The organism is Spirosoma flavus, from assembly GCF_054778555.1.
The window spans coordinates 333,503-353,287 of the sequence record NZ_BAAGZL010000001.1; the positions used below are offsets into that span (position 1 = coordinate 333,503).

General features: G+C 45.8%; 17 protein-coding genes. 14 read left to right on the plus strand and 3 right to left on the minus strand.

Translation table 11 applies throughout. The features are described 5' to 3' along the window. The first annotated feature begins 4 nt into the window (after positions 1 to 4). The 8 genes from ACYVF1_RS01350 (at position 5) to ACYVF1_RS01385 (ending at position 10,986) form a co-directional block, all read left to right on the plus strand. A complete protein-coding gene (locus ACYVF1_RS01350; RefSeq protein ID WP_461074841.1) occupies positions 5 to 829 on the plus strand; it encodes an energy transducer TonB in 825 nt (274 codons plus the stop codon). 7 nt (positions 830 to 836) lie between these two features. Beyond that, complete coding sequence (locus ACYVF1_RS01355) at positions 837 to 1,058, plus strand: hypothetical protein (RefSeq protein ID WP_461074843.1); 222 nt, start codon at positions 837 to 839, stop codon at positions 1,056 to 1,058. Continuing rightward, entirely contained in the window at positions 1,051 to 1,980 is a 930-nt protein-coding gene (locus ACYVF1_RS01360; RefSeq protein ID WP_461077779.1) for a PstS family phosphate ABC transporter substrate-binding protein, read from the plus strand. Before ACYVF1_RS01355 ends, ACYVF1_RS01360 begins: the two co-directional genes overlap by 8 nt. Positions 1,981 to 2,070: 90 nt before the next feature. Then, positions 2,071 to 3,840 (plus strand): tetratricopeptide repeat protein, encoded by a 1,770-nt coding sequence (locus tag ACYVF1_RS01365; protein ID WP_461074845.1) that lies wholly within the window; start codon positions 2,071 to 2,073, stop codon positions 3,838 to 3,840. Between the two features lie 169 nt (positions 3,841 to 4,009). Then, positions 4,010 to 4,585 (plus strand): adenylate kinase, encoded by a 576-nt coding sequence (locus tag ACYVF1_RS01370; protein ID WP_461074847.1) that lies wholly within the window; start codon positions 4,010 to 4,012, stop codon positions 4,583 to 4,585. Positions 4,586 to 4,599: 14 nt separating this feature from the next. Next, a complete protein-coding gene (gene obgE / locus ACYVF1_RS01375; protein WP_461074849.1) occupies positions 4,600 to 5,604 on the plus strand; it encodes a GTPase ObgE in 1,005 nt (334 codons plus the stop codon). A gap of 120 nt (positions 5,605 to 5,724) precedes the next feature. After that, positions 5,725 to 8,649, plus strand: a complete 2,925-nt coding sequence (locus tag ACYVF1_RS01380; RefSeq protein ID WP_461074851.1) for a T9SS type A sorting domain-containing protein — start codon at positions 5,725 to 5,727, stop codon at positions 8,647 to 8,649. A gap of 168 nt (positions 8,650 to 8,817) precedes the next feature. Next, a complete protein-coding gene (locus ACYVF1_RS01385; RefSeq protein WP_461074853.1) occupies positions 8,818 to 10,986 on the plus strand; it encodes a sialate O-acetylesterase in 2,169 nt (722 codons plus the stop codon). Positions 10,987 to 11,532: 546 nt separating this feature from the next. On the opposite strand, the gene ACYVF1_RS01390 is transcribed toward ACYVF1_RS01385, so the two are convergent. The 3 genes from ACYVF1_RS01390 to ACYVF1_RS01400 form a co-directional block, all read right to left on the minus strand. Beyond that, positions 11,533 to 11,883 carry a cupin domain-containing protein gene (locus ACYVF1_RS01390; RefSeq protein WP_461074855.1) on the minus strand — a complete coding sequence of 117 codons (351 nt, stop codon included), beginning with the start codon at positions 11,881 to 11,883 and terminating at the stop codon, positions 11,533 to 11,535. 203 nt (positions 11,884 to 12,086) lie between these two features. Continuing rightward, entirely contained in the window at positions 12,087 to 12,539 is a 453-nt protein-coding gene (locus ACYVF1_RS01395) for a hypothetical protein (RefSeq protein WP_461074857.1), read from the minus strand. Between the two features lie 457 nt (positions 12,540 to 12,996). Further along, a complete protein-coding gene (locus ACYVF1_RS01400) occupies positions 12,997 to 13,395 on the minus strand; it encodes a hypothetical protein (RefSeq protein WP_461074859.1) in 399 nt (132 codons plus the stop codon). 394 nt (positions 13,396 to 13,789) lie between these two features. Between ACYVF1_RS01400 and ACYVF1_RS01405 the strand changes: the two genes are divergently transcribed. The 6 genes from ACYVF1_RS01405 to ACYVF1_RS01430 all read left to right on the plus strand — a co-directional run bounded on the left by ACYVF1_RS01405 (position 13,790) and on the right by ACYVF1_RS01430 (position 19,785). Continuing rightward, positions 13,790 to 14,533, plus strand: coding sequence for a hypothetical protein (locus ACYVF1_RS01405; protein ID WP_461074861.1), 744 nt, complete (start codon positions 13,790 to 13,792; stop codon positions 14,531 to 14,533). Between the two features lie 758 nt (positions 14,534 to 15,291). Next, positions 15,292 to 15,774: an MSMEG_0572/Sll0783 family nitrogen starvation response protein gene (locus tag ACYVF1_RS01410; protein ID WP_461074863.1), complete on the plus strand. Its 483-nt coding sequence runs from the start codon at positions 15,292 to 15,294 to the stop codon at positions 15,772 to 15,774. Between the two features lie 21 nt (positions 15,775 to 15,795). Further along, a complete protein-coding gene (locus tag ACYVF1_RS01415; RefSeq protein WP_461074865.1) occupies positions 15,796 to 16,767 on the plus strand; it encodes a Nit6803 family nitrilase in 972 nt (323 codons plus the stop codon). Beyond that, positions 16,764 to 17,873, plus strand: a complete 1,110-nt coding sequence (locus tag ACYVF1_RS01420) for an MSMEG_0568 family radical SAM protein (protein ID WP_461074867.1) — start codon at positions 16,764 to 16,766, stop codon at positions 17,871 to 17,873. Before ACYVF1_RS01415 ends, ACYVF1_RS01420 begins: the two co-directional genes overlap by 4 nt. A 32-nt stretch (positions 17,874 to 17,905) precedes the next feature. Further along, positions 17,906 to 18,490 (plus strand): MSMEG_0567/Sll0786 family nitrogen starvation N-acetyltransferase, encoded by a 585-nt coding sequence (locus tag ACYVF1_RS01425; protein WP_461074869.1) that lies wholly within the window; start codon positions 17,906 to 17,908, stop codon positions 18,488 to 18,490. A 29-nt stretch (positions 18,491 to 18,519) separates the two neighbouring features. Then, positions 18,520 to 19,785: an MSMEG_0569 family flavin-dependent oxidoreductase gene (locus ACYVF1_RS01430; RefSeq protein ID WP_461074871.1), complete on the plus strand. Its 1,266-nt coding sequence runs from the start codon at positions 18,520 to 18,522 to the stop codon at positions 19,783 to 19,785.

Consider the following 19,785-nt stretch of genomic DNA (forward strand, 5'->3'; position numbering starts at 1 on the left):
CACCATGGCAGAAATAGAGGCTAAGGCAACACTCGATGATATCGTGTTTGCCCACCGGAATAAAGCATATGGTGCTTATGATCTTCGGAAGACGTACCCTAAAAACATTACGCGTGCCCTTATTATTGGCGGCATTCTGTTTACGCTGGGTGTACTTTCTCCTTCGATTATCAGTGCCTTGACTCCGGAGAAAAAGGAAGAAGCAATGGTTGAGGTGGACTTAATGAAACTCCCCCCTCCGCCAATTGATCCGAACGAACCACCGCCACCGCCACCACCACCAGTAGAAGTACCAAAGGTGAATACGGTGAAGTTCCTTCCACCTGAAGTGAAACCAGATGAGGAGGTACCCGAAGAAACACCTCCACCAGCTGTTGAAGAATTGAAAGAAGCTGTTGCGGCTGAAAAAACGCAGGAGGGGGATCCCAACGCCGAAGAAGTAATTGCGGCTCCTGAAGCAACGGCTGCTCCAACGAAAGTTGAGGTGGCTGTAGAAGCCGCTCCAAAAGAAGAGGAAATCTTCACAGTTGTGGAACAACAGCCTGAGTTTCCAGGTGGTATGGCTGCTTTAGGTCAATTTCTTCAGAAAAACCTACGCTACCCAGCTGCTGCTCAGCGGGCTAATATCTCGGGGCGTGTATTCGTTAGCTTCGTCGTGAACACTGATGGTAGTATTCAGGATGTATCAGTACTAAAAGGCCTTGGGTTCGGTACGGACGAAGAAGCACAACGCGTTGTGAAAAGCATGCCGAAATGGCGGCCAGGTAAACAATCAGGTCGTCCGGTACGGGTGAAGTACAATCTGCCGATTAACTTCACGCTGGAATAATTTATCTATGCGTGGACAAAATAGAGGTCCGGCGCAGCTAACGTTGTACATCGCAGCACTGGCTTCGCTGGCATATTTGGGAGGAGGCATCGCGTTGATTGCCTCCTCCCAGTCTTTTGGGGTGTTCCCAGAGCCAGGTCCTTTCCGTTATGGTATGGGAATCTTGCTGATTATCTATGGCGCTTTTCGAGCCTATCGGGCCTTTCAACGTTTTCAGGGAAATGACTAGTCGATTTTGGATTATTGCCGGTCTTGCATTCGTACTATTTGGCTGCAATGGCAAACCAGCATTAGACAATCCATCGCAGGGTGAAATTGTCATTGCAGCCGACGAGTCTTTTCAGCCACTGGTGTTTCAGCTTACACAGGCATATTCGGGGATTTATCCGAATGCTCACTTTAAAGTTGTTTATAAGCCCGAACAAGAGGCTATCAATATGATGCTTCGAGACAGCGCCCGACTGGCTTTTGTTACTCGTAAGCTTAAACCTACTGAACAGGGAGTATTGAATCAGCGGAAAATAAAAGGCGCGGCCGAAAAAATTGCCACGGATGGCGTAGCGCTTATTGTGAACAAGGCGAACACAGATAGCCTTATTACGATGAGCGAACTGCAACGTATCTTCACAGGTCAATTGAAGGAATGGGGCCAGTTAAAAAATGGAAACCAAACTGGGCCTATTACATTGGTGTTCGATAATAACAATTCGAGTAATTTGGCGTTTGTTTTAAACATATTTAATGTCAAAGAGGTTAAAAACCTACGCATTTTCACTACACGTTCTAATAGAGAGGTAATCGAATTTATACGCAAAAATCCTTCAGCACTAGGTTTTATTGGTGTAAACTGGATTAGCGATGGTGACGAACCTCTTTCAGTTGATTTAGCCCGTGACCTACGGGTTATGGGGGTTTCTGAAAAGCAGAATCCAACGAAACGCGATGACTATTATCAACCGTTTCAGGAGGATTTAGGAATGCAGCGCTATCCGCTACGTCGTCCAGTATACGTACTTAGCCGTGAAACACATCCTGGCTTAGGTGGAGGGCTGGTTAATTACGTTGCTCGGGATGCAGGTTCACTGATTATTCGTAAATTAGGTCTTTGGCCTACTGTACCATATAATAGGGAAGTGAATCTTGTAAAATGAGTAAATTTTTTGGTTTAACCGCAATTTTTTAGTTTTGTCGGTTGTTTTGTAAGCACTAATCTATTTATCCTAATTACCAACTTAAACTACATGATGACTAATCAAAAGCGATCGCTGCTGAGCATCCTGTTCTTTGGGGCAACGATGGCGACTCCTATTCTAGCGCAGGACGTCGTTCAGGCAGCCATGAAAGATGTTGAGGCAGAGCGATATACAAAGGCGGAACAGGCGCTGACCCAGTTAGCAAATAGCTCGCCAACTGCTGACAATCAGTTTTATCTGGGCTATTATTTCCTCCGCAGCGGCCAAATAGACAAAGCCAAAGCGGCATTTGATAAAGGTAATGCTGCCGACTCCAAAAACCAGCTCAACAATGTTGGTCTGGCAGGCGTCGCACTAGCCAAAAAAGATAGAGCTGGTGCTAAGGCTCTGATTGATGGTGCCCTTGCTGCTACGAAGAATAAAAACCAGGCCGTTCTGATTAAAGCTGGTGAAATGTACACTATATCGGAACAGACTAACGATCCGGCAGAAGCGCTACGTATCCTTCAGATAGCTGACGAAAAAGACAAAAAGAACGAGGACGCCGAAATCGAAATGCTGATGGGTGATGCCTACTTCCTGAAGAATGACGGAGGTAACGCTATTACCAAGTATGAAAATGCAATGCAAATCAGACCAAATTTGGCTGAGGCTAATTACAAAATTGGTCGGTTATATCTTCGGGGAAAGAACTACGCGAAAGCGCAGGAATTCTTCAAGTTAGCTATTCAAAACGATCCTGAATTTTCGCCAACGTATCGCGCTTATGCGGATGCACTTGCTAATTCGCGAGCGTACAAGAGTGCTGCTCAAAACTATGAACTGTTTATTCAGAAAAGCGGTACAACCGATCCTGAATTGCTGTTGGACGTAGCGCGGTATAAGTTCCTGGCCGAAGACTATCAAGGTGCTATCGCTTACTTGGATCAATTGAAAGGGAAAATTAATAACCCAATTATTGATCGGATGTACGGTTGGGCGTATGCAGCTCTTGGCAAAAACCAAGAGTCAGTAGAGTCGCTAAATAAGTTTATTACATCATCTCCACAGAAGGTGATGTATGATGACTATAAATACCTGGGTCGGGCTCAAATGCAATTAAACACGCCAGAAGGTGACTCTTTGGGTATTCTTAATTTAGAAAAGGCGGCAACTCAGGATACGACAGAAAACCTGTATCGTGAAATTGCGAAGACGCTTTACGATAATAAGAAGTACGATAAAGCGGCAGCTTACTACGCAAAAACAATTACTAACGACAAAAAACCACAAAATAATGACTATCTGTGGTTAGGTCTTGCTAATTACCAGTACGCTCCACGTATCGGCCGGGATAGCTCCGCTGCTCCAATGGATACAGCACAGATTCGGCAGATGAAGGAAATGTATTATTTGCGGGCAGATTCAGCATTTGCTATGATGTCGCAAAAAATTGAAGCCGACGGTAAGAAATATCCATTAGCCTATTATTACCGTGCTGGTGCCAATTACTACGCGTATCCAAATGATCGGATGAAAGGTGCAGCAGCTGCTGAACCACTTTATCTGAAGTTTATTGAACAAGCAATGGCACCTGATTCGTCGGATAAAACTGACTATAAAAAATACTTAATCACTTCTTACAAAGCATTAGCTGGTTTTAGCATCTTAAAGAAAGATGATGAAAAAGCTAAGGAGTATTTCAATAAAGTGCTTGAGCTTGATCCTAACGATGAAAGTGTGAAAAAAGCATTGGAAGGACCTAAAGCACCACCTACTCCAGCTGCGAAACCTACTCCAAAAACAGCTCCGCCTAAAAAGAAGGTAGCAAGTAAGTAGCTAATTTTTAGTTAATTTAAGAAAGCGCAGGAACGATACCTGCGCTTTTTTTATAGTTTCTATATGAATAACGTATACACTATTAGGGTAATACAGCTATTATTTGGCTGTGAGTCGTAACTTTGCGGGCGCAATTTTTTTGACTAAACGATACTACCGCCAAAACTATATGCTTAACCTTGTACTATTTGGCCCTCCCGGAGCCGGAAAAGGTACCCAAAGCGAAAAGCTAATCCATAAATACAATCTGGTCCATTTATCGACAGGCGATTTATTACGCTCCCAGATTGCTGCCGGAACGGAATTGGGCTTACGAGCCAAGCAATTAATGGATCAGGGCTTACTAGTTCCTGATGAAGTAGTGATTGGCATGATTGAAAGTAAGTTACGTGAAAATCAATCAGCGCCAGGTTTTATATTTGACGGATTTCCACGTACCGTTCTGCAGGCTGAAGCCCTTGATCAACTACTCAGTCAGTATCAAACACCAATCACAATCATGATTGCCTTGATTGTAGATGACGAAGAACTCATTCGGCGTTTGCTGAAACGAGGAGAAACTTCAGGTCGACCTGATGACAGGGATGAAGCGACTGCGCGCCGGAGAGTAAGTGTTTATAATAAGGATACTATGCCAGTGGCTGATTATTACAGTCAACAAGGTAAATTTGTAGGAATTGATGGTATTGGTTCCATCGACGATATATTTCTAGCTATTTGTACTCAAATTGATAGCCAGAAATGAGATAAGACATTTATATGGCTTCATCTAATTTTATTGATTACGTAAAAATTAATTGTCGTTCGGGAGCCGGAGGAGCCGGGTCTCTTCATTTTCGTCGGGAAAAACACACGCCCAAAGGCGGACCTGACGGCGGTGACGGAGGGCGGGGAGGGCACATTATTTTACGTGGCAATGCGCAGCTCTGGACACTATTACATCTAAAATATCGGAAGCACGTTAAAGCCGAAAATGGCGTTGCTGGCGAAGGTGGGCGACGCAGTGGAGCCCATGGTGAAGACGTAGTTCTTGAAGTACCATTGGGAACAATTGCCCGGAATCCAGATTCGGGTGAACAATTGGCTGAAATTACCGAGCACGAGCAGGAAATTATTTTATTACCGGGTGGCCGTGGTGGACTGGGTAACGATCATTTCAAAACCTCAACTCAACAGGCACCTCATTACGCTCAACCTGGTGAACCGGGTCGTGAAGAATGGATTATATTAGAGTTGAAATTATTGGCTGATGTTGGATTGGTTGGTTTTCCAAATGCAGGTAAATCGACACTGTTGTCGGTAATGTCGGCGGCCCGACCTGAAATTGCTGATTACCCGTTTACAACCCTTGTCCCTAATTTGGGAGTCGTTGCATATAGAGATTTTAAATCGTTTGTAATGGCCGATATTCCGGGTATCATTGAAGGGGCCTCACAAGGGAAAGGCCTGGGTCTTCGGTTTCTGCGGCACATTGAGCGAAATTCAGTTTTGTTATTTCTTATTCCTGCTACGTCCGAAAATATCAGACAGGAATATAATACATTGTTGAACGAATTACGGGCCTTTAACCCAGAACTGATGGATAAAGGAAGGCTGATGGCCATCACAAAAACAGATTTAGTGGATGATGATACGTTAACTCAGCTTAAAAAAGATTTACCCCAGAAAGTACCTGTTGTCTTTATTTCATCTGTCAGTCAGCGGGGATTAAACGAATTAAAAGATAGCATCTGGCATCTGCTCACCACAACCGAGCCAGTCTAACTTTGCCCAAACTTGTTTGTCAATGATCGAAGGGATCGGTTGGTTGCGCATAAAACTATTATGAACTATTTTTCTGTAGCTGCTCGTACTGCATTTTTTCTACTGTTACCTGTTTTAGCCATGGCTCAACTTCAAGTCTCATTCCCGACGACCAGAGCCGTTTTTCAACGTGATAAGGCAAACCAGGCAACATTCCGGATCACTGGTTATTATACAACGGCAGGCATTACACGTATTGAAGCCCGATTAATATCGCGCGAAGGTATGGGAGTAACTACCGAATGGCGTACAATTCAAAATGCACCCACTGGTGGCGTATTTGCCGGTGATATTAGTGGCACGGGCGGATGGTATAATCTGGAGGTGAGAGCCATGGCCGGTGAGCAGCAGACAGGTACCGTAGTGACAATTGAGCGGGTTGGCATAGGGGAGGTATTTGTTATTGCCGGTCAATCAAACGCACAGGGTGTTCACCAGCAGAGTCCTAATCCTAAAAACGATTTAGTAAACTGCGTAAACTACCGTTATCCAGACAACGGATTTCCCAACGATCCACCAACTCCAGTTTTTACGCTTCTGGATAATACGGAAAATTTTGCTATCGCTCCAAGGGGCTTTGGAAGTTGGTGCTGGGGGCAGTTAGGCGACCTGCTGGTCAAACGCCTGAAAGTGCCCATAATGTTTTTTAATGCAGCCTTCAGCGGCACGGCTGTAAGGAACTGGCGTCAAAGTGCTCCGGATGGAGGAACAGCTTATGGAGTCTATAACGGTGACCCTTATCCAGCCCGTCAGCCTTATATTAACCTTAAAATTGCCCTGCAATTTTATGCCAACACGCTTGGATTGCGTGCAGTTTTGTGGCATCAAGGTGAGGCTGATAACCTCATTGATACGGAAACTATATCGTATGTCAATGATTTGCAATCGGTTATATCCCAAGCACGACGTGATTATAACCAAAATATGTCGTGGATGGTGGCCCGCGCTAGCTATGGTGATTTTATTGGTTTTACAGACTCTAACATTATTCAGGCTCAAAACCTCGTCATCAATACTACAGCCAACGTATTTGCTGGTCCCAGTACTGATAACATTCAGGTTCCCCGCGTTCGTCCACCACTTGGCGCGGCAACCGAAGGTCTACACTTTGATAATGATGGCCTTGTTGAAGTAGCTAATGCCTGGAATACAAGCATGAGTGATGCATTTTTTCAAAATTCAACGACAATTGCTCCCGCACCAACGCCAACGCTGTCTGTAGCTTGTGGAGCTAATAATACGCTGACACTGACCGTCAATGGCAATTACCCTAACGTTCAATGGGAATCGGGTGAAACGGGTAGCAGCATTACCAAAGGTGCCGGAACGTATCGGGCTAAAATCAAGGATGCGCTGGGTAATACGTTTTTCAGTGGGCAAATTAAGATCAGCGATGCTCCCACGGCCGGTGTTGTAAATAACGGAATTCCATCGGTTTGTATCGGTAGCAGCCTTTCGCTCACCAGCAATTACGACAACGTAACGTGGTTGAATCAGCAGCAGAATAATGCCACTGTAGCTACAACCCGAACCTTTTCGACAACGACTGCCGGGGGCTACTACGTTCGGTATCGGGATATTAGTGGTTGTGATTTCAATTCGAACGTAGTAAATGTTCGAGTGAATCCGTTGCCAGCTACACCTACAGTTACGAATGAAAGAACGGCTACCCTCTGTCAGGGCGAAACCACTACGTTACGGGCCAGCAGCGATAATGTTACGTATAATTGGAACGATGGTCAAAAAGCAAAAACCATCAGCGTTGGGGCTAATGGTTCTTATTTTCTTACCGTAACCGACCAGAATGGTTGTACATCGGCCCTATCGAATACAGTTGCTGTTACCGTAAATCCGGTTCCAGTAAAGCCAACCGTAACGGCTAATAGCTCTACTACGTTCTGCGCCGACCGAAATGTTACGTTAACTGCGCCGGCAAATATTGCCTATCAGTGGAGCAGTGGTCAGACGACCCAAAGCCTGACGGTCAATCAAACGGGTGACTATACGGTTCGTACTCGTAATCAGTTTGGTTGCTCATCAGTACCATCTGACGTTGTTGCGGTGAGAGTAAACCCGTTACCAGCCATACCAACCGTTTCGGCTGGTGGCGCCACTACGTTCTGTGAAGGAGGACAGGTAGCACTCACAGCTACGAGCTCGCTGAGCGTACTCTGGTCAAGTGGGCAACAGGACAAAACGATTACGGTCAGCACGTCGGGTAATTATGCTGTCCAGTCGCTGGATCAAAATGGCTGTTTGTCGCCCTATTCTACGGTTATTGCCGTCAAGGCGAATCCATTACCGCCAGCGCCAACCATCATTGCAAATCCATCTCCAGTTATTTGTGAAGGCGATAAGGTGACATTACGTGTTGACGGTCCTTATACAGTTTTCTGGAATACTGGTGATTCGACCAGAAGTATTATTCGTAGCGCTGCTGGAACATATTCAGCGAAAGTCCGGGACGTAAATGGCTGTATTTCGGCACAGGCTGGCTCAACTACGGTAGAATTAAGACCACTTCCGCCGGCACCAACGGTTAGAGCTATTGGTACGTATACACTCGAAGCCGTCAGTTCAGCCAATGGAACTCAGTACCGCTGGTTCCGTGGGACGGATTCGCTAGCCACAAATGCAAGCATCATTAAAGCGAATGAGCCCGGAACGTATACCGCGAAATCGTCTATTGTGTACTCGCAGAGTCTAACCTGTTTTTCGCTTGCGTCAAATCCGTTATCGTTTACGATTGATGTAAGCAATAGAGGGTTAAGCATTTATCCAAATCCGAATCCAGATAAAATTGTATTCGTAGAAACCCAGGCGAACCTGACTAACGCGCTCATAACGATTTATTCGTTGAATGGACAGGTGGTGTTAACGTCAACTGTTGGCGTATTTGACGAACGTAAGCAATTAGTCCTCACAGGCTGGCCTTCCGGACCTTACATACTACGTGTACAATCGGGCACATTCGATGTTTCCAAGCGAATTCAACTCGGATTGTAATATTAACCCTGTATTGACCGTTTACTCAAGAGAATAATCAGCAGAGTTGTACTTTACCGGGAAATTGGCCGGTGCTCAAAAACGCCGTCACAAAAAAGGCTCGATTTTTGCAACTATCTGCTCGTTAGTTCGACACCAGAAGGGCAATCGTGGGATTAATTATAACCGATGAATAACCATTATCTCCTGTTACGTCTAGTAGTAATTACGCTGGCTATGACCAGCCTACCAGCCGTAGCCCAAACCAGTAGTCAGGTACTTAAGATCACGTTTCCCGAAAGTCGAGCGATTTTTCAGCGTGAAAATGACAATACTGGTACGTTCTATCTGTCTGGTACGATCTATCAGCCTGTCGATAGTGTTCAGGCGCGTGTTCAGGCAGAAGTAGACGGTCAGGGAACTAACACCAACTGGATAACCATTCAACGTAATCCTCAGGGCGGCATTTTTCAAGGGTCGTTACGAGTAAAAGGGGGCTGGTATCGACTTGAAGTTCAAGGTTTTTCGAGTGGTAAAGTTGTCAGTAGCGACGTTGTTCGTAAAATTGGCGTTGGTGAAGTATTTATTATTACCGGACAATCCAATGCGCAAGGTTTCCAGAACTTTGGGGCGGTGGGCGCGGCTGATGACCGAGTCAATTGCGTTACGTATAACAACATTACAGCTAACTCGACTGCCGATCCTCCTGCGCCTTCGTTTGAGCAATTAAGCGCCAATTCGTTTATTGGTCCACGCGGGCAGAGTGCCTGGTGCTGGGGCGTTCTGGGCGATAAGATTGCCCAGCAATTCAACGTACCAGTTCTCTTTATAAACACGGCCTGGCAGGCAACTGTCATTAAAAACTGGCGGGAAAGTGCTGATGGAAAATTGGCTAAAAACATTTTCGCAATTGGTACGCCTAATGAGAACTTCCCCGTCGGAATGCCCTATGCTAATTTGATCATCTCACTACGTTACTATTGTTCGATTCTCGGGTTGCGCGCTGTTTTATGGCAGCAGGGTGAAAATGATAACGTACCATTGCATTCATCCCGCGAAGCCTACCGGGAAGATATGCAATATCTGGTTAATAAAACTCGCGCCGATACAGAGCGTTATCCGGCCTGGGTGCTGGCCCGGTCTTCGTACAATGCTGGTCAGGTAAGCCAGGATATTCTTCAGGCGCAGAATGACGTGATTAGTACGTATAATAATAACGTATTTGCCGGTCCGTTGACCGATAATATTCAGGTGCCTCGTTATGAAGGAGAAGTACACTTTGGGGGTGATGGACTAAAACAACTTGGTCAGGCTTGGTTTGAAAGCTTGAATAGTATTTTCTTTAGTAGCTCACGCCCACTGCCGCCATTGCCGCAGCCTACGATTGCCGTTACGTGTGCGGCTAATGGAAATCTAACGCTTAATTTGCCTAATCTGTATAAGTCGTACGTTTGGAATTCGGGGGCAACAACACAGTCAATTACAGTGACGCAGCCTGGACTCTACCGGGCCGTTCTTAAGGACCGGATTGGGAACACGTATTTATCGCCGGCTATCGACATACAAGGCAATACGTTGCCGTCTACACCAACTATTTCGTTAGCGAGCCAGCCAGGGCAAGTGTCTAGTAATCAGCTACAAATATGTTCGGACTCATCAGTAGCCGTTACTGTTAATACGTTGGCGAATAGTACTGGAGTTTGGAGTGCTAGCGGCACGACGACAATCGCTAAAACGATTACGCTCAGTAAGGCAGGAACTTATTCGTTACAGGCTGTCAACGTGTACGGCTGCAAATCCGCTCAGACGGCCACGATTAACTTGGCTGTACAACCTAAAGTTCCAACGCCCAGTATTGAACAGGTGGGTGTCTACACTATTAAAGCGATACTGCCAACTCCTAGTGGAGGAATATCCGATGCTTTTGACTGGCGCCGGATAAGCGAACGGAATACTGAATTGTTACCGTCTTCAAGTTCGGAAATAAAGGTAGTTGTGGCAGCTAGTTATTCGGCCCGTGCTAAGACAACCTTCGCCATTGCCAACGGTGCTAACATTACCTGTTATTCACCATTTAGTACTCCCAAGCCATTTGCATTCGATAAATCGGATGGAGGGCTAAGTGTTTATCCAAATCCGTCTCCGGATGGGACCGTCATAGTTGAAACGGTCGAAAACCTCAAGAATGCCGATATAGATGTTTTCTCGCTCACAGGCCAACACCTATTCTCAAGTCAGGTTCCATTACTTGACGAGCGGAAAGCCCTTGATCTGACAAGCATAGCGCCGGGAATTTACTTGGTAAGGGTTCGCTCGGCAGGCTTCGACGTATCGCGTCGAGTTATTATTAATCGATAAGTAGTCTTCAGGTAATTTCTTCCGTTTTCAAGAGCCCTATAGTTCCATTTGGGCTGTAGCTCTTAGCTTTGGAATGACGGGAAAAGACTGGACAAATCGCTGTACGTCGTCAAATAGAAATGCACAAATAGAGGGGCGGTGGGAAGAGGTAATGAGTAATCGCACGGCTGCCCTGCCATTTCAAGACCAAATGCTGGGATGCGTATTATCTTTCAATGATGCTGGATGATCACCGCCCGACAGCCCGGTTGCATCTGTCCACTTTCGGTGACGATAAACACTAAATTGGTGAATTCATGCCTAAAAAGAATAACATCTGGCGTTTTTTGTAGTCTTAATACCTCTGGTGTGGTCAGCATACCACATCATAAAAGCGCGCTTATTGATTTTAGGTAAGGTTGTTTGATGATGCTAATTGCTAAACCTTTAACAGTTGTACCATCATTTGACTCAATACCGCAGTCTTATCGTTGAATAAACTTCCAGATCATAAGAATCGACAAGACATACTAAAGTGATCTCTTATACTAGTCCATCTGTGCACACCTATACATCCATCATTACTGTTTCAATCTGGGTATGCTCAACCGTCAGGTTCACCGAACGTTCGCCTTTCGGTCGAGTGCGGTGCACGACATTCTTAGGGATCGTAAACAACTGACCGGGTAACATCTCGACGGTTTGGGTTTGCAATTCAATGACTAAAACGCCCTCCATCACCAAGAATGTCTCATCTGAATTAGGGTGATAATGCCAGGGATAGCTTTGGGTCATAACACTCACTTTAACTACATGGTCATTGACAGTCGCCAAGGCGAAGTTAGCGTAGTTGGTGGTAATGCTACGGGTCAGTTCGCTAATGTCGATCAGGGTTAGAGATGAATTTGTATCAGGCATTGTCGTAGAGAAAATAGAAAAGTTTGCCTTGTAATAATAGTGACGATAGCGCCGGTGAGAAAAAGGATTTATTTTTCATTCTGAAGCAGATCGACCGTTTGTAGCTTTCGTGTGTGAGGATATTGTGCAGCAAAAATTAACCCCAAGAGCGCAGGTAATCTACTCAAAGAGGTATCTTCTATATTACCCCTCGTCGCAGTGATTTATTTCTTAACCTCATACCTAAGCTGACCGCCTGTTTGCTGAGCTAGTTTTACTGCAAAATCATTCATCGTCTCAAAGGCGGCTTTGACTGTCGATAGTTTCATGCCTCTGTTTTCGATGGACAAAGGACCATTGTCAACTCCAGAAAGGCCACTCGTAGACCTACTATAAGTACCGTTAATCCGGGCTACTCCATTTGCGACGGTGATTTTTAGTCTTGGGTAGGAGTTAACGGATTTAACTTTTTTATACTCGGTTTGAAGTTGCAAGAAATCCTTGTTTGCGTAGTTTATAGAAAAGTCCTCAGCTACCAACAATTGGCCTGCCTGTTTGTAAAGGGCTGAATCAGGTAGGTTGGTTGTAATTAATATATTGTTTGCGCCCTTTGGGATATCCTGCCCATAGCCCGAAATCGAAATTAGAATTATAAATAAGATCAATAGCCTTTTCATAGTACCAAATTAAATCATTTGCATAAATTTCGATCAACGTATACCTGTCGTCCGCTAGCCGTAAAGTAGTAACATCCTCCTCTGGGTCCACGAAATGATTGCCTAGACACTGCTGATCTAATAACTGACTTTACGCTTCTGTTAAGCTGTGCGTTGACAATTCCCTCTTCATGAGTTAATAATATAACTTCCGATGAAGCAGAAAGATCTTTTATCATTTGCTATCTGACTTTAGCTTCTGTCTCACATTAATTCAACTGCTCTATGAAAACTGCTATCTAGTTAAGATGAATGTAACACTCTTAGAAAAAGTAGAGGAATTAATCCCGTACAGTATTCAACAAGACAATAAGGTTAAAGCGCTGGAGGCCAAAGAGGCCGAAGTCGTTAACTTGAATAAATTAATCAGATTTCTACTGAATAAACAGTAACCCGGTTACAGGGCCTTTCTTGGTCGCTATCTTTTCTGCTTTGGCTTATCCTGCTGACTAAGGAAATTGTCTGCCATATGAAAGCCATACATGGTTATGCCCGCTAACACTAAAGCAAGAGCACTAGTAATGGAAAGTCGGTAAGAGTGAAGTTTACCCGCTTCGTCAACCCGCCCCCAATCGGGGGGTATAAAAGCCAAAATTTGGCTTAAGCCGCCATACATGATAATGGTGAGGATGAAACCAATTAAAAGTTTATGAATGAATCCTATGCGCATCCATTTAATGATCCGAATGTCTTCATGAAGCCAATCACCATTGATGATTTTCCAGCCAAAATCTAAATAATGGGCTATAAAGCAAAGTATGGCATATAGTATCAGGATGGCACTAACTACAGTGAAGATTGTATATAAAGAGCTCATTAGGTAGGCCGACCTGTTCAGTCCGAAGTGTTTGACCTGCAAATTAAAGTCAAATAGTAACCGAGTGAGACACTCAGCGCAGAATTATCAGAGAATGCTTCGGCATAGAATCACTTTGGTAAATGGTCGGCTTAGCTCTATGGGCCAGCGTGGTAGAGTGATGAAAGTGGCGACCGTAAGAGCTATTTATTTTCTGCCTATATCTGCTTGACTTAGTCAATAAGGCGTTTACCTAACGTCTGTATTTGTAGATCGGAGCGAAAGCTTCCCACTGCTGAATGATAACTCCAGTCTCAATACGGAGCTGGCCTTTTTATTTGCCGTCTGGTAACTATTGATCATAATGTCATTTATTTATCATACCATTACAGTGATAAACTAAATTTTTATTTTCATGACCAAAAAGTTACTTTCTATTGTATTCCTACTATTTACACTGACTAGCTATGCACAGGTGGGTGTTGGCACCCAAACACCCGCTGCCAGTGCGATGCTCGATGTTACCTCAACCGAGCGCGGACTATTACCTCCGCGTATGAGTGCTCAGCAGCGTACCAATATACAGAACCCAGTGGAGGGGTTGATGGTGTATCAGTCTGATGCGCCAACAGGCTATTATTTGTATAAAGCTGGGAGTTGGAAACGGTTGATGGATGAGGACGATGTGTCGACTACTATAGTCACCTTCGCATCGGAAAGGTATGTCACCCTACGCCAGTATAATGCCCCCTATACATTATTGGTTGGTCCCAATACTGATTTTGGGGTTAACGACAATTCGGATAACTTACAGACAACGGGCGGTACGGCCCATCTCCTTCCCCGCAATGGAACCCTGACGACAATGTCAGCCTATTTTACGGTGGGGCAAATCGCTACCAATTATTACGACTCAGCGTTTCAGGCGCGGCTATATAAAGCCGATCCAAATTCCAGCTTATATAGGCTTATTCCGAATGCATTAGTAAATTTTAGTATCCCTCAGGGGACTTACCAAATCGGGTATACCTTTGAAGGCTCGGTTACGGGTTTGTCCATACCTTTAGAAGCAGGGAGCCGCTATCTAGTAGGATTTACTGGTGGTTTGTCCATATCGAACTTATCTGGCTTTGCCGGTGCAGCCTTGTCGATTAAGTAATCTCCCTGAACATGAACCGTATCGTATAATTTACTTGCAGTATATATAACAAAATAATATAGCGGTTCATTGCTGTGGGACACCGCTATGATCGATTCAATTGACTCCATACCCTTCAAAATATCTACAGGGTTGACGCTTTCTGGCGCTCAGAAATTCCCTTATACTTAAGTGAAGTCGAAGCCGGGTTTGCCTCACCTGCCCAAAACTACATCCGCGAACGGCTCAACTTACAAGACCTCTCTGTAATCGATCCCGAATGCCCCCTTTTGTGGAAGCCTCCGGCGAAAGAATGATCGGTGCTTACATCTTTCCCGGTTCCATTCCGGCGGTTGATTTCCGCTTATCTGTCAAACGAGCCGGATCATAAAAGGGGACTGATGCGTCAAGCATGTTTGACTTGATACCAGGAAGCAGGCAATAACTGATCAGGAACGAAGCTACCGCTGTATTGGGAAGTTGGTCCTTTCCAGGCTGCTGAGCAATGCTATCTAGACCATCTCATGTAAGTATAACCAGCTTATTCTTTAACGCAGTTACGATCGATCCGTCAGACCCTTTTGCAATAGATGTGATTCTATTCGCTCTGATTCATATTGTAAAAATTACAAATTTTATAAAACAGGTTTATTTTTAATGATAAATTCCAGTTTTTATGTAAAAACCTCCATAAATAACTTTAAAATCAAACGTTTTTAAGGATTAATTTTGAAAAAACTCAAAAAAGCAGTTTAAAATTAAACTTAACCGTTTTTGTTATGCCTACAGTTGATATTGCCCCAAACAAGTCTGGAGATTACTTCGTCGATTATGAAGAAAAGGTATTTGAAGACGTTAAGGCCGAGCCCGGTCAAAAGGCGCTGGTAACCTTTCACACTGTTGCTTTTGAAGGATCGATCGGCCTGGTTAACATCCTGACCGCAACTCGTTTACTACGCAAAGGCTTCGAAACGTCTATCCTGTTATATGGTCCGGGTGTTTTGCTGGGCATACAACGAGGATTTCCAAAACTGGGTAACGAAGCGTTTCCTGGTCATATGGCCTATGCCGACCGACTGACAAAATTCATCGCCGAAGGCGGTAAAATTTACGCCTGTCGCTTTGCCTTACAGGCGCTTTATGGCATGGGCGAGCCAAACTTACTTCCCGGTATTACGCCAATCAGCCCGCTCGATGTGCTCGATATTCAGCTCCTGCACCGGAAAGACGGCGCCTTCATTTTCGACACCTGGACGCTGTAATTTCGGCTAAACAGCTCTCTTATGGCCTCTAAGTCTGTTATCAAAGCTGCGGCTGCGCAACTCAAACCGGTGTTGAATGATAGCTTAGCCACTACTGAAAAGATTTGCGACATGATTCGCTCCAGTGCTTTTCAGGGAGCGGATATCATTGTTTTTCCCGAAACCTGCGTTCCGAATTACCCGTACTTTTCCTTCATTGTTCCCCCGGTTTTACAAGGCCCGGAACATCTGGCCCTATACAACGAAGCGGTTGTCATACCCGGACCTATCACAGAGCTTGTTGGTTCGACGGCAAAAGAGTGTGGAATGGTGGTGGTATTAGGCGTCAACGAGCGGGATCATGGTACGCTGTACAACACCCAGCTGATTTTCGACACCGATGGCCAGATCGTTTTGAAACGGCGGAAAATTACCCCTACGTACCACGAACGCATGATTTGGGGCCAAGGCGATGGGAGTGGCCTAAAAGCCGTCGATACGAGTATTGCCCGCATTGGTGCACTGGCCTGCTGGGAACACTATAATCCGTTAGCTCGGTACGCCTTGATGGCCGACCACGAAGAGATTCACTGTAGCCAATTTCCGGGTTCGCTGGTGGGGCCAATTTTTGCCGAGCAAATGGAAGTGACCATGCGTCATCATGCCCTGGAGAGTGGCTGCTTTGTGATCAATGCAACGGGCTGGCTCGACGATGATCAGATCAAGTCGATCACGGCGGACGAGAAATTGCAAAAAGCTTTACGCGGAGGCTGCAATACCATGATTATTTCGCCGGAGGGTAAACATCTGACGACACCGCTTACCGAAGGCGAAGGCATCCTCTACGCAGACCTCGACATGAAACTGATTGACAAACGCAAGCGGATGATGGATTCGGTTGGTCATTATTCACGACCGGAGTTACTGTCTGTTGTGGTCGATAAAACGGCTTACAGGCACGTAGAAATTAGCGATAAGAACGTAGCGATTAAGGAAAACATGGATCAGGCATGACGACTTCAGAATTATTGACCGAACTTCAGGCATATGGCTTACGGCTGGAAGGCTTTTCGGACAAGGGAGGACGTAGAGGAGGAGCCGGGCCGACCGATCATAAAGCGGTTCGTCTGGGAGATGCTACCATCATGGTACCCGTCCATAACGTAGCGTCGTTACGTTCACCCTATTCAGCCGAAGAACCGAATCTGCTGGGCGTTTCGAAACTGTTCAAAAATGACGAATACGTCGGGTCGATTGTATTTCCCAAACAACCCAAGTTCTATTCGTACGCTACGTCCAACGGCGTTCCATTCTGGAAAATAGCCCAACTTCACAGTCATAACGTACTGGCTACTACGGTTCTCCAGAATTGCATACGCTACGGCGACAAAGAAACCTCCTGTCAGTTTTGCGCCATTGGCGAGTCGTTAAAACAGAAGCGAACGATCTCGTACAAGCGCCCGTTTCAACTGGCTGAAGTGGCTAAAATGGCAGTGGAGCTGGATGGTATCGAACAATTTGTCATTACGACCGGTACGCCATCGACACCCGACCGCGGGGCTAAAGTGCTCTGCGAAAGCGTAAAAGCCATCAAAGCGGCTGTCGACATCCCGATTCAGGTACAATGTGAACCGCCTTCCGATTTTAGCTGGTTCGAGCGTCTCAAGGAAGCCGGTGCCGATGCGCTGGGAATGCACTTAGAAGCTGTGGAGGAGCATGTTCGCAAAAAGATCATGCCGGGCAAGGCCGAAATTTCGGTCGGCTATTACATGGAAGCCTTCAAAGCAGCTGTAGATGTCTTTGGTCGAGGTCAGGTTTCGACCTATCTGCTAGCTGGGCTGGGTGATTCTGAGAAAGCACTTATCCAGATTAGCCGCGAGCTGGTCGATATTGGTGTGTATCCGTTTGTGGTGCCGTTTGTCCCCGTAGGTGGTACGCCATTGGAAAATCACCCAACACCCGACAAAGATTTCATGCAGCGAGTCCTCGCTGAAGTCGGCAGCATCATTGCCGAAGGAGAGATTACCTCGAATAAAATGAAAGCGGGCTGTGCGAAATGCGGTGCCTGTTCGACCCTGAAATCGTTTGAGAAAATGGCCAAAACCATGGCTCTCGCGTAAGAATAGACTTTCAACTTAGACTTGCATTTCCCATGATCATCGAGCAACCTACTGAGTATCGGGCAAGTCATATTACGTTTGATTTTGCCCAGGAAACCTGGCAAATCAACCAATACTGGGACCTACGTCGGCAGATTTTTTGCGAAGAACAGCACATTTTCGACGAATCGGACCGCGACCCCATCGACGAAAAAGCGTTGCCAATCATTGCTGAAAGTAGTTACACAGGCCAGTTGGATCAGGTCGTTGGCATTGTACGTATCGACGAACGAAGTCCTGGGGTCTGGTGGGGTGGTCGTCTGGGAGTAGCCAAAGCGTATCGGAAACTTTCGCAATTCCAGACCACTGGCCTATTCAATGATCAGAACCCCATTGATCCGTTTACCCAAACCATCGGTGGAGCGTTGATTTTCAAGGCGGTATCAACAGCGTTAATCCTGGGTTGCCGCGAGTTTTATGCCTACGTACAGGAGCAGAACGTAACGTTTTTTAACCGAATGCACTGGCAAACACTTGAACCGCTGCACATTTTTGGGAAGCTGCATTATCACATGAAATGCAACCTCGACTACTATACCCCCTCGCAAAAATCATTGCATCAATTGCAACTGAGTTAAGCTTCGAATCACCTGAATGAACGAACAAGATGAAAAACCAATATGAGGTAATCGTTATTGGAGGGGGACAGGCTGGCCTCTCCATGAGTTACTTACTGAAACAAAAAGGGATTGACCACGTAGTGTTCGAGAAGAAACGAATCGGCGATTCCTGGCGAAGCTATCGTTGGGATACGTTCTGCCTGGTCACGCCCAACTGGCAGTGTAATCTGCCCGGCTATTCGTATCCCGGCAACGATCCTTATGGGTTCATGGTTAGAGACGAAATTGTGGCCTATCTGGAAGGCTACGCGGCTAGCTTTAACCCGCCGGTAAAAGAAGGAGTCGAGGTATTGGCCGTTTCCAAAGAGCCGCTGACCGATACGTTCACCGTCCTGACTAACGAAGGTATTTACACGGCCAATCAGGTGGTTGTCTGCATCGGCAATTTTCATTCGGCGCCTTTACCAAAACTGGCGGAAAAATTCCCGTCATCAATAACGCATGTCCACTCGGCCCATTACAAAAAGCCCGAAAGCCTGCCCGAGGGGGACGTACTGGTCGTGGGAACGGGTCAGTCGGGAACGCAGATTGCGGAAGACCTGCATCTGGCGGGACGTAGCGTACACTTGTGTGTAGGAAAAGCCCCCCGATGTGCCCGGTTGTATCGGGGAAAGGACGTAGTGGAATGGCTGGATATGATGAAGTACTACGATATTCCGGTCGACAAACATCCAGAGGGCGAAAACGTGCGTGAAAAAACCAACCACTACGTTACCGGGCGCGACGGAGGCCATGAAATTGACTTACGTACGTTTTACCTCGAAGGTATGAAATTGTATGGCGTACTCAACGACGTACATGATTCTGAACTGGTTTTTGCGCCCAACCTAAAGGAGCATCTGGACTATGCAGACAAAGTGTCGGAAAACATCAAAAAACGGATCGATCAGTACATTTTCGACAACCAAATTGACGCCCCTATTGAACCAACCTACGTACCAGTTTGGGAGCCTGAAAATGAGATAACATCACTGACGCTAAAGAATACCAACATTACGTCAGTCGTCTGGTGTATCGGCTTTGGGATGGATTTTACATGGCTGAAATTTCCTGTTCTAAACGAACGAGGGCATCCTGTTCATCAGCGCGGAGTTACGGACGTAGAAGGCTTGTATTTTTTGGGCCTTACCTGGCAAAATACCTGGGGTTCGGCGCGGTTTTCGGGTGTGGCTAAAGACGCCGAATATTTACTGGAGAATATCGAGAAGGTCATGCTAGCGTCCGTTTCAGCTTTTGACTCAAACGAAGAGTAG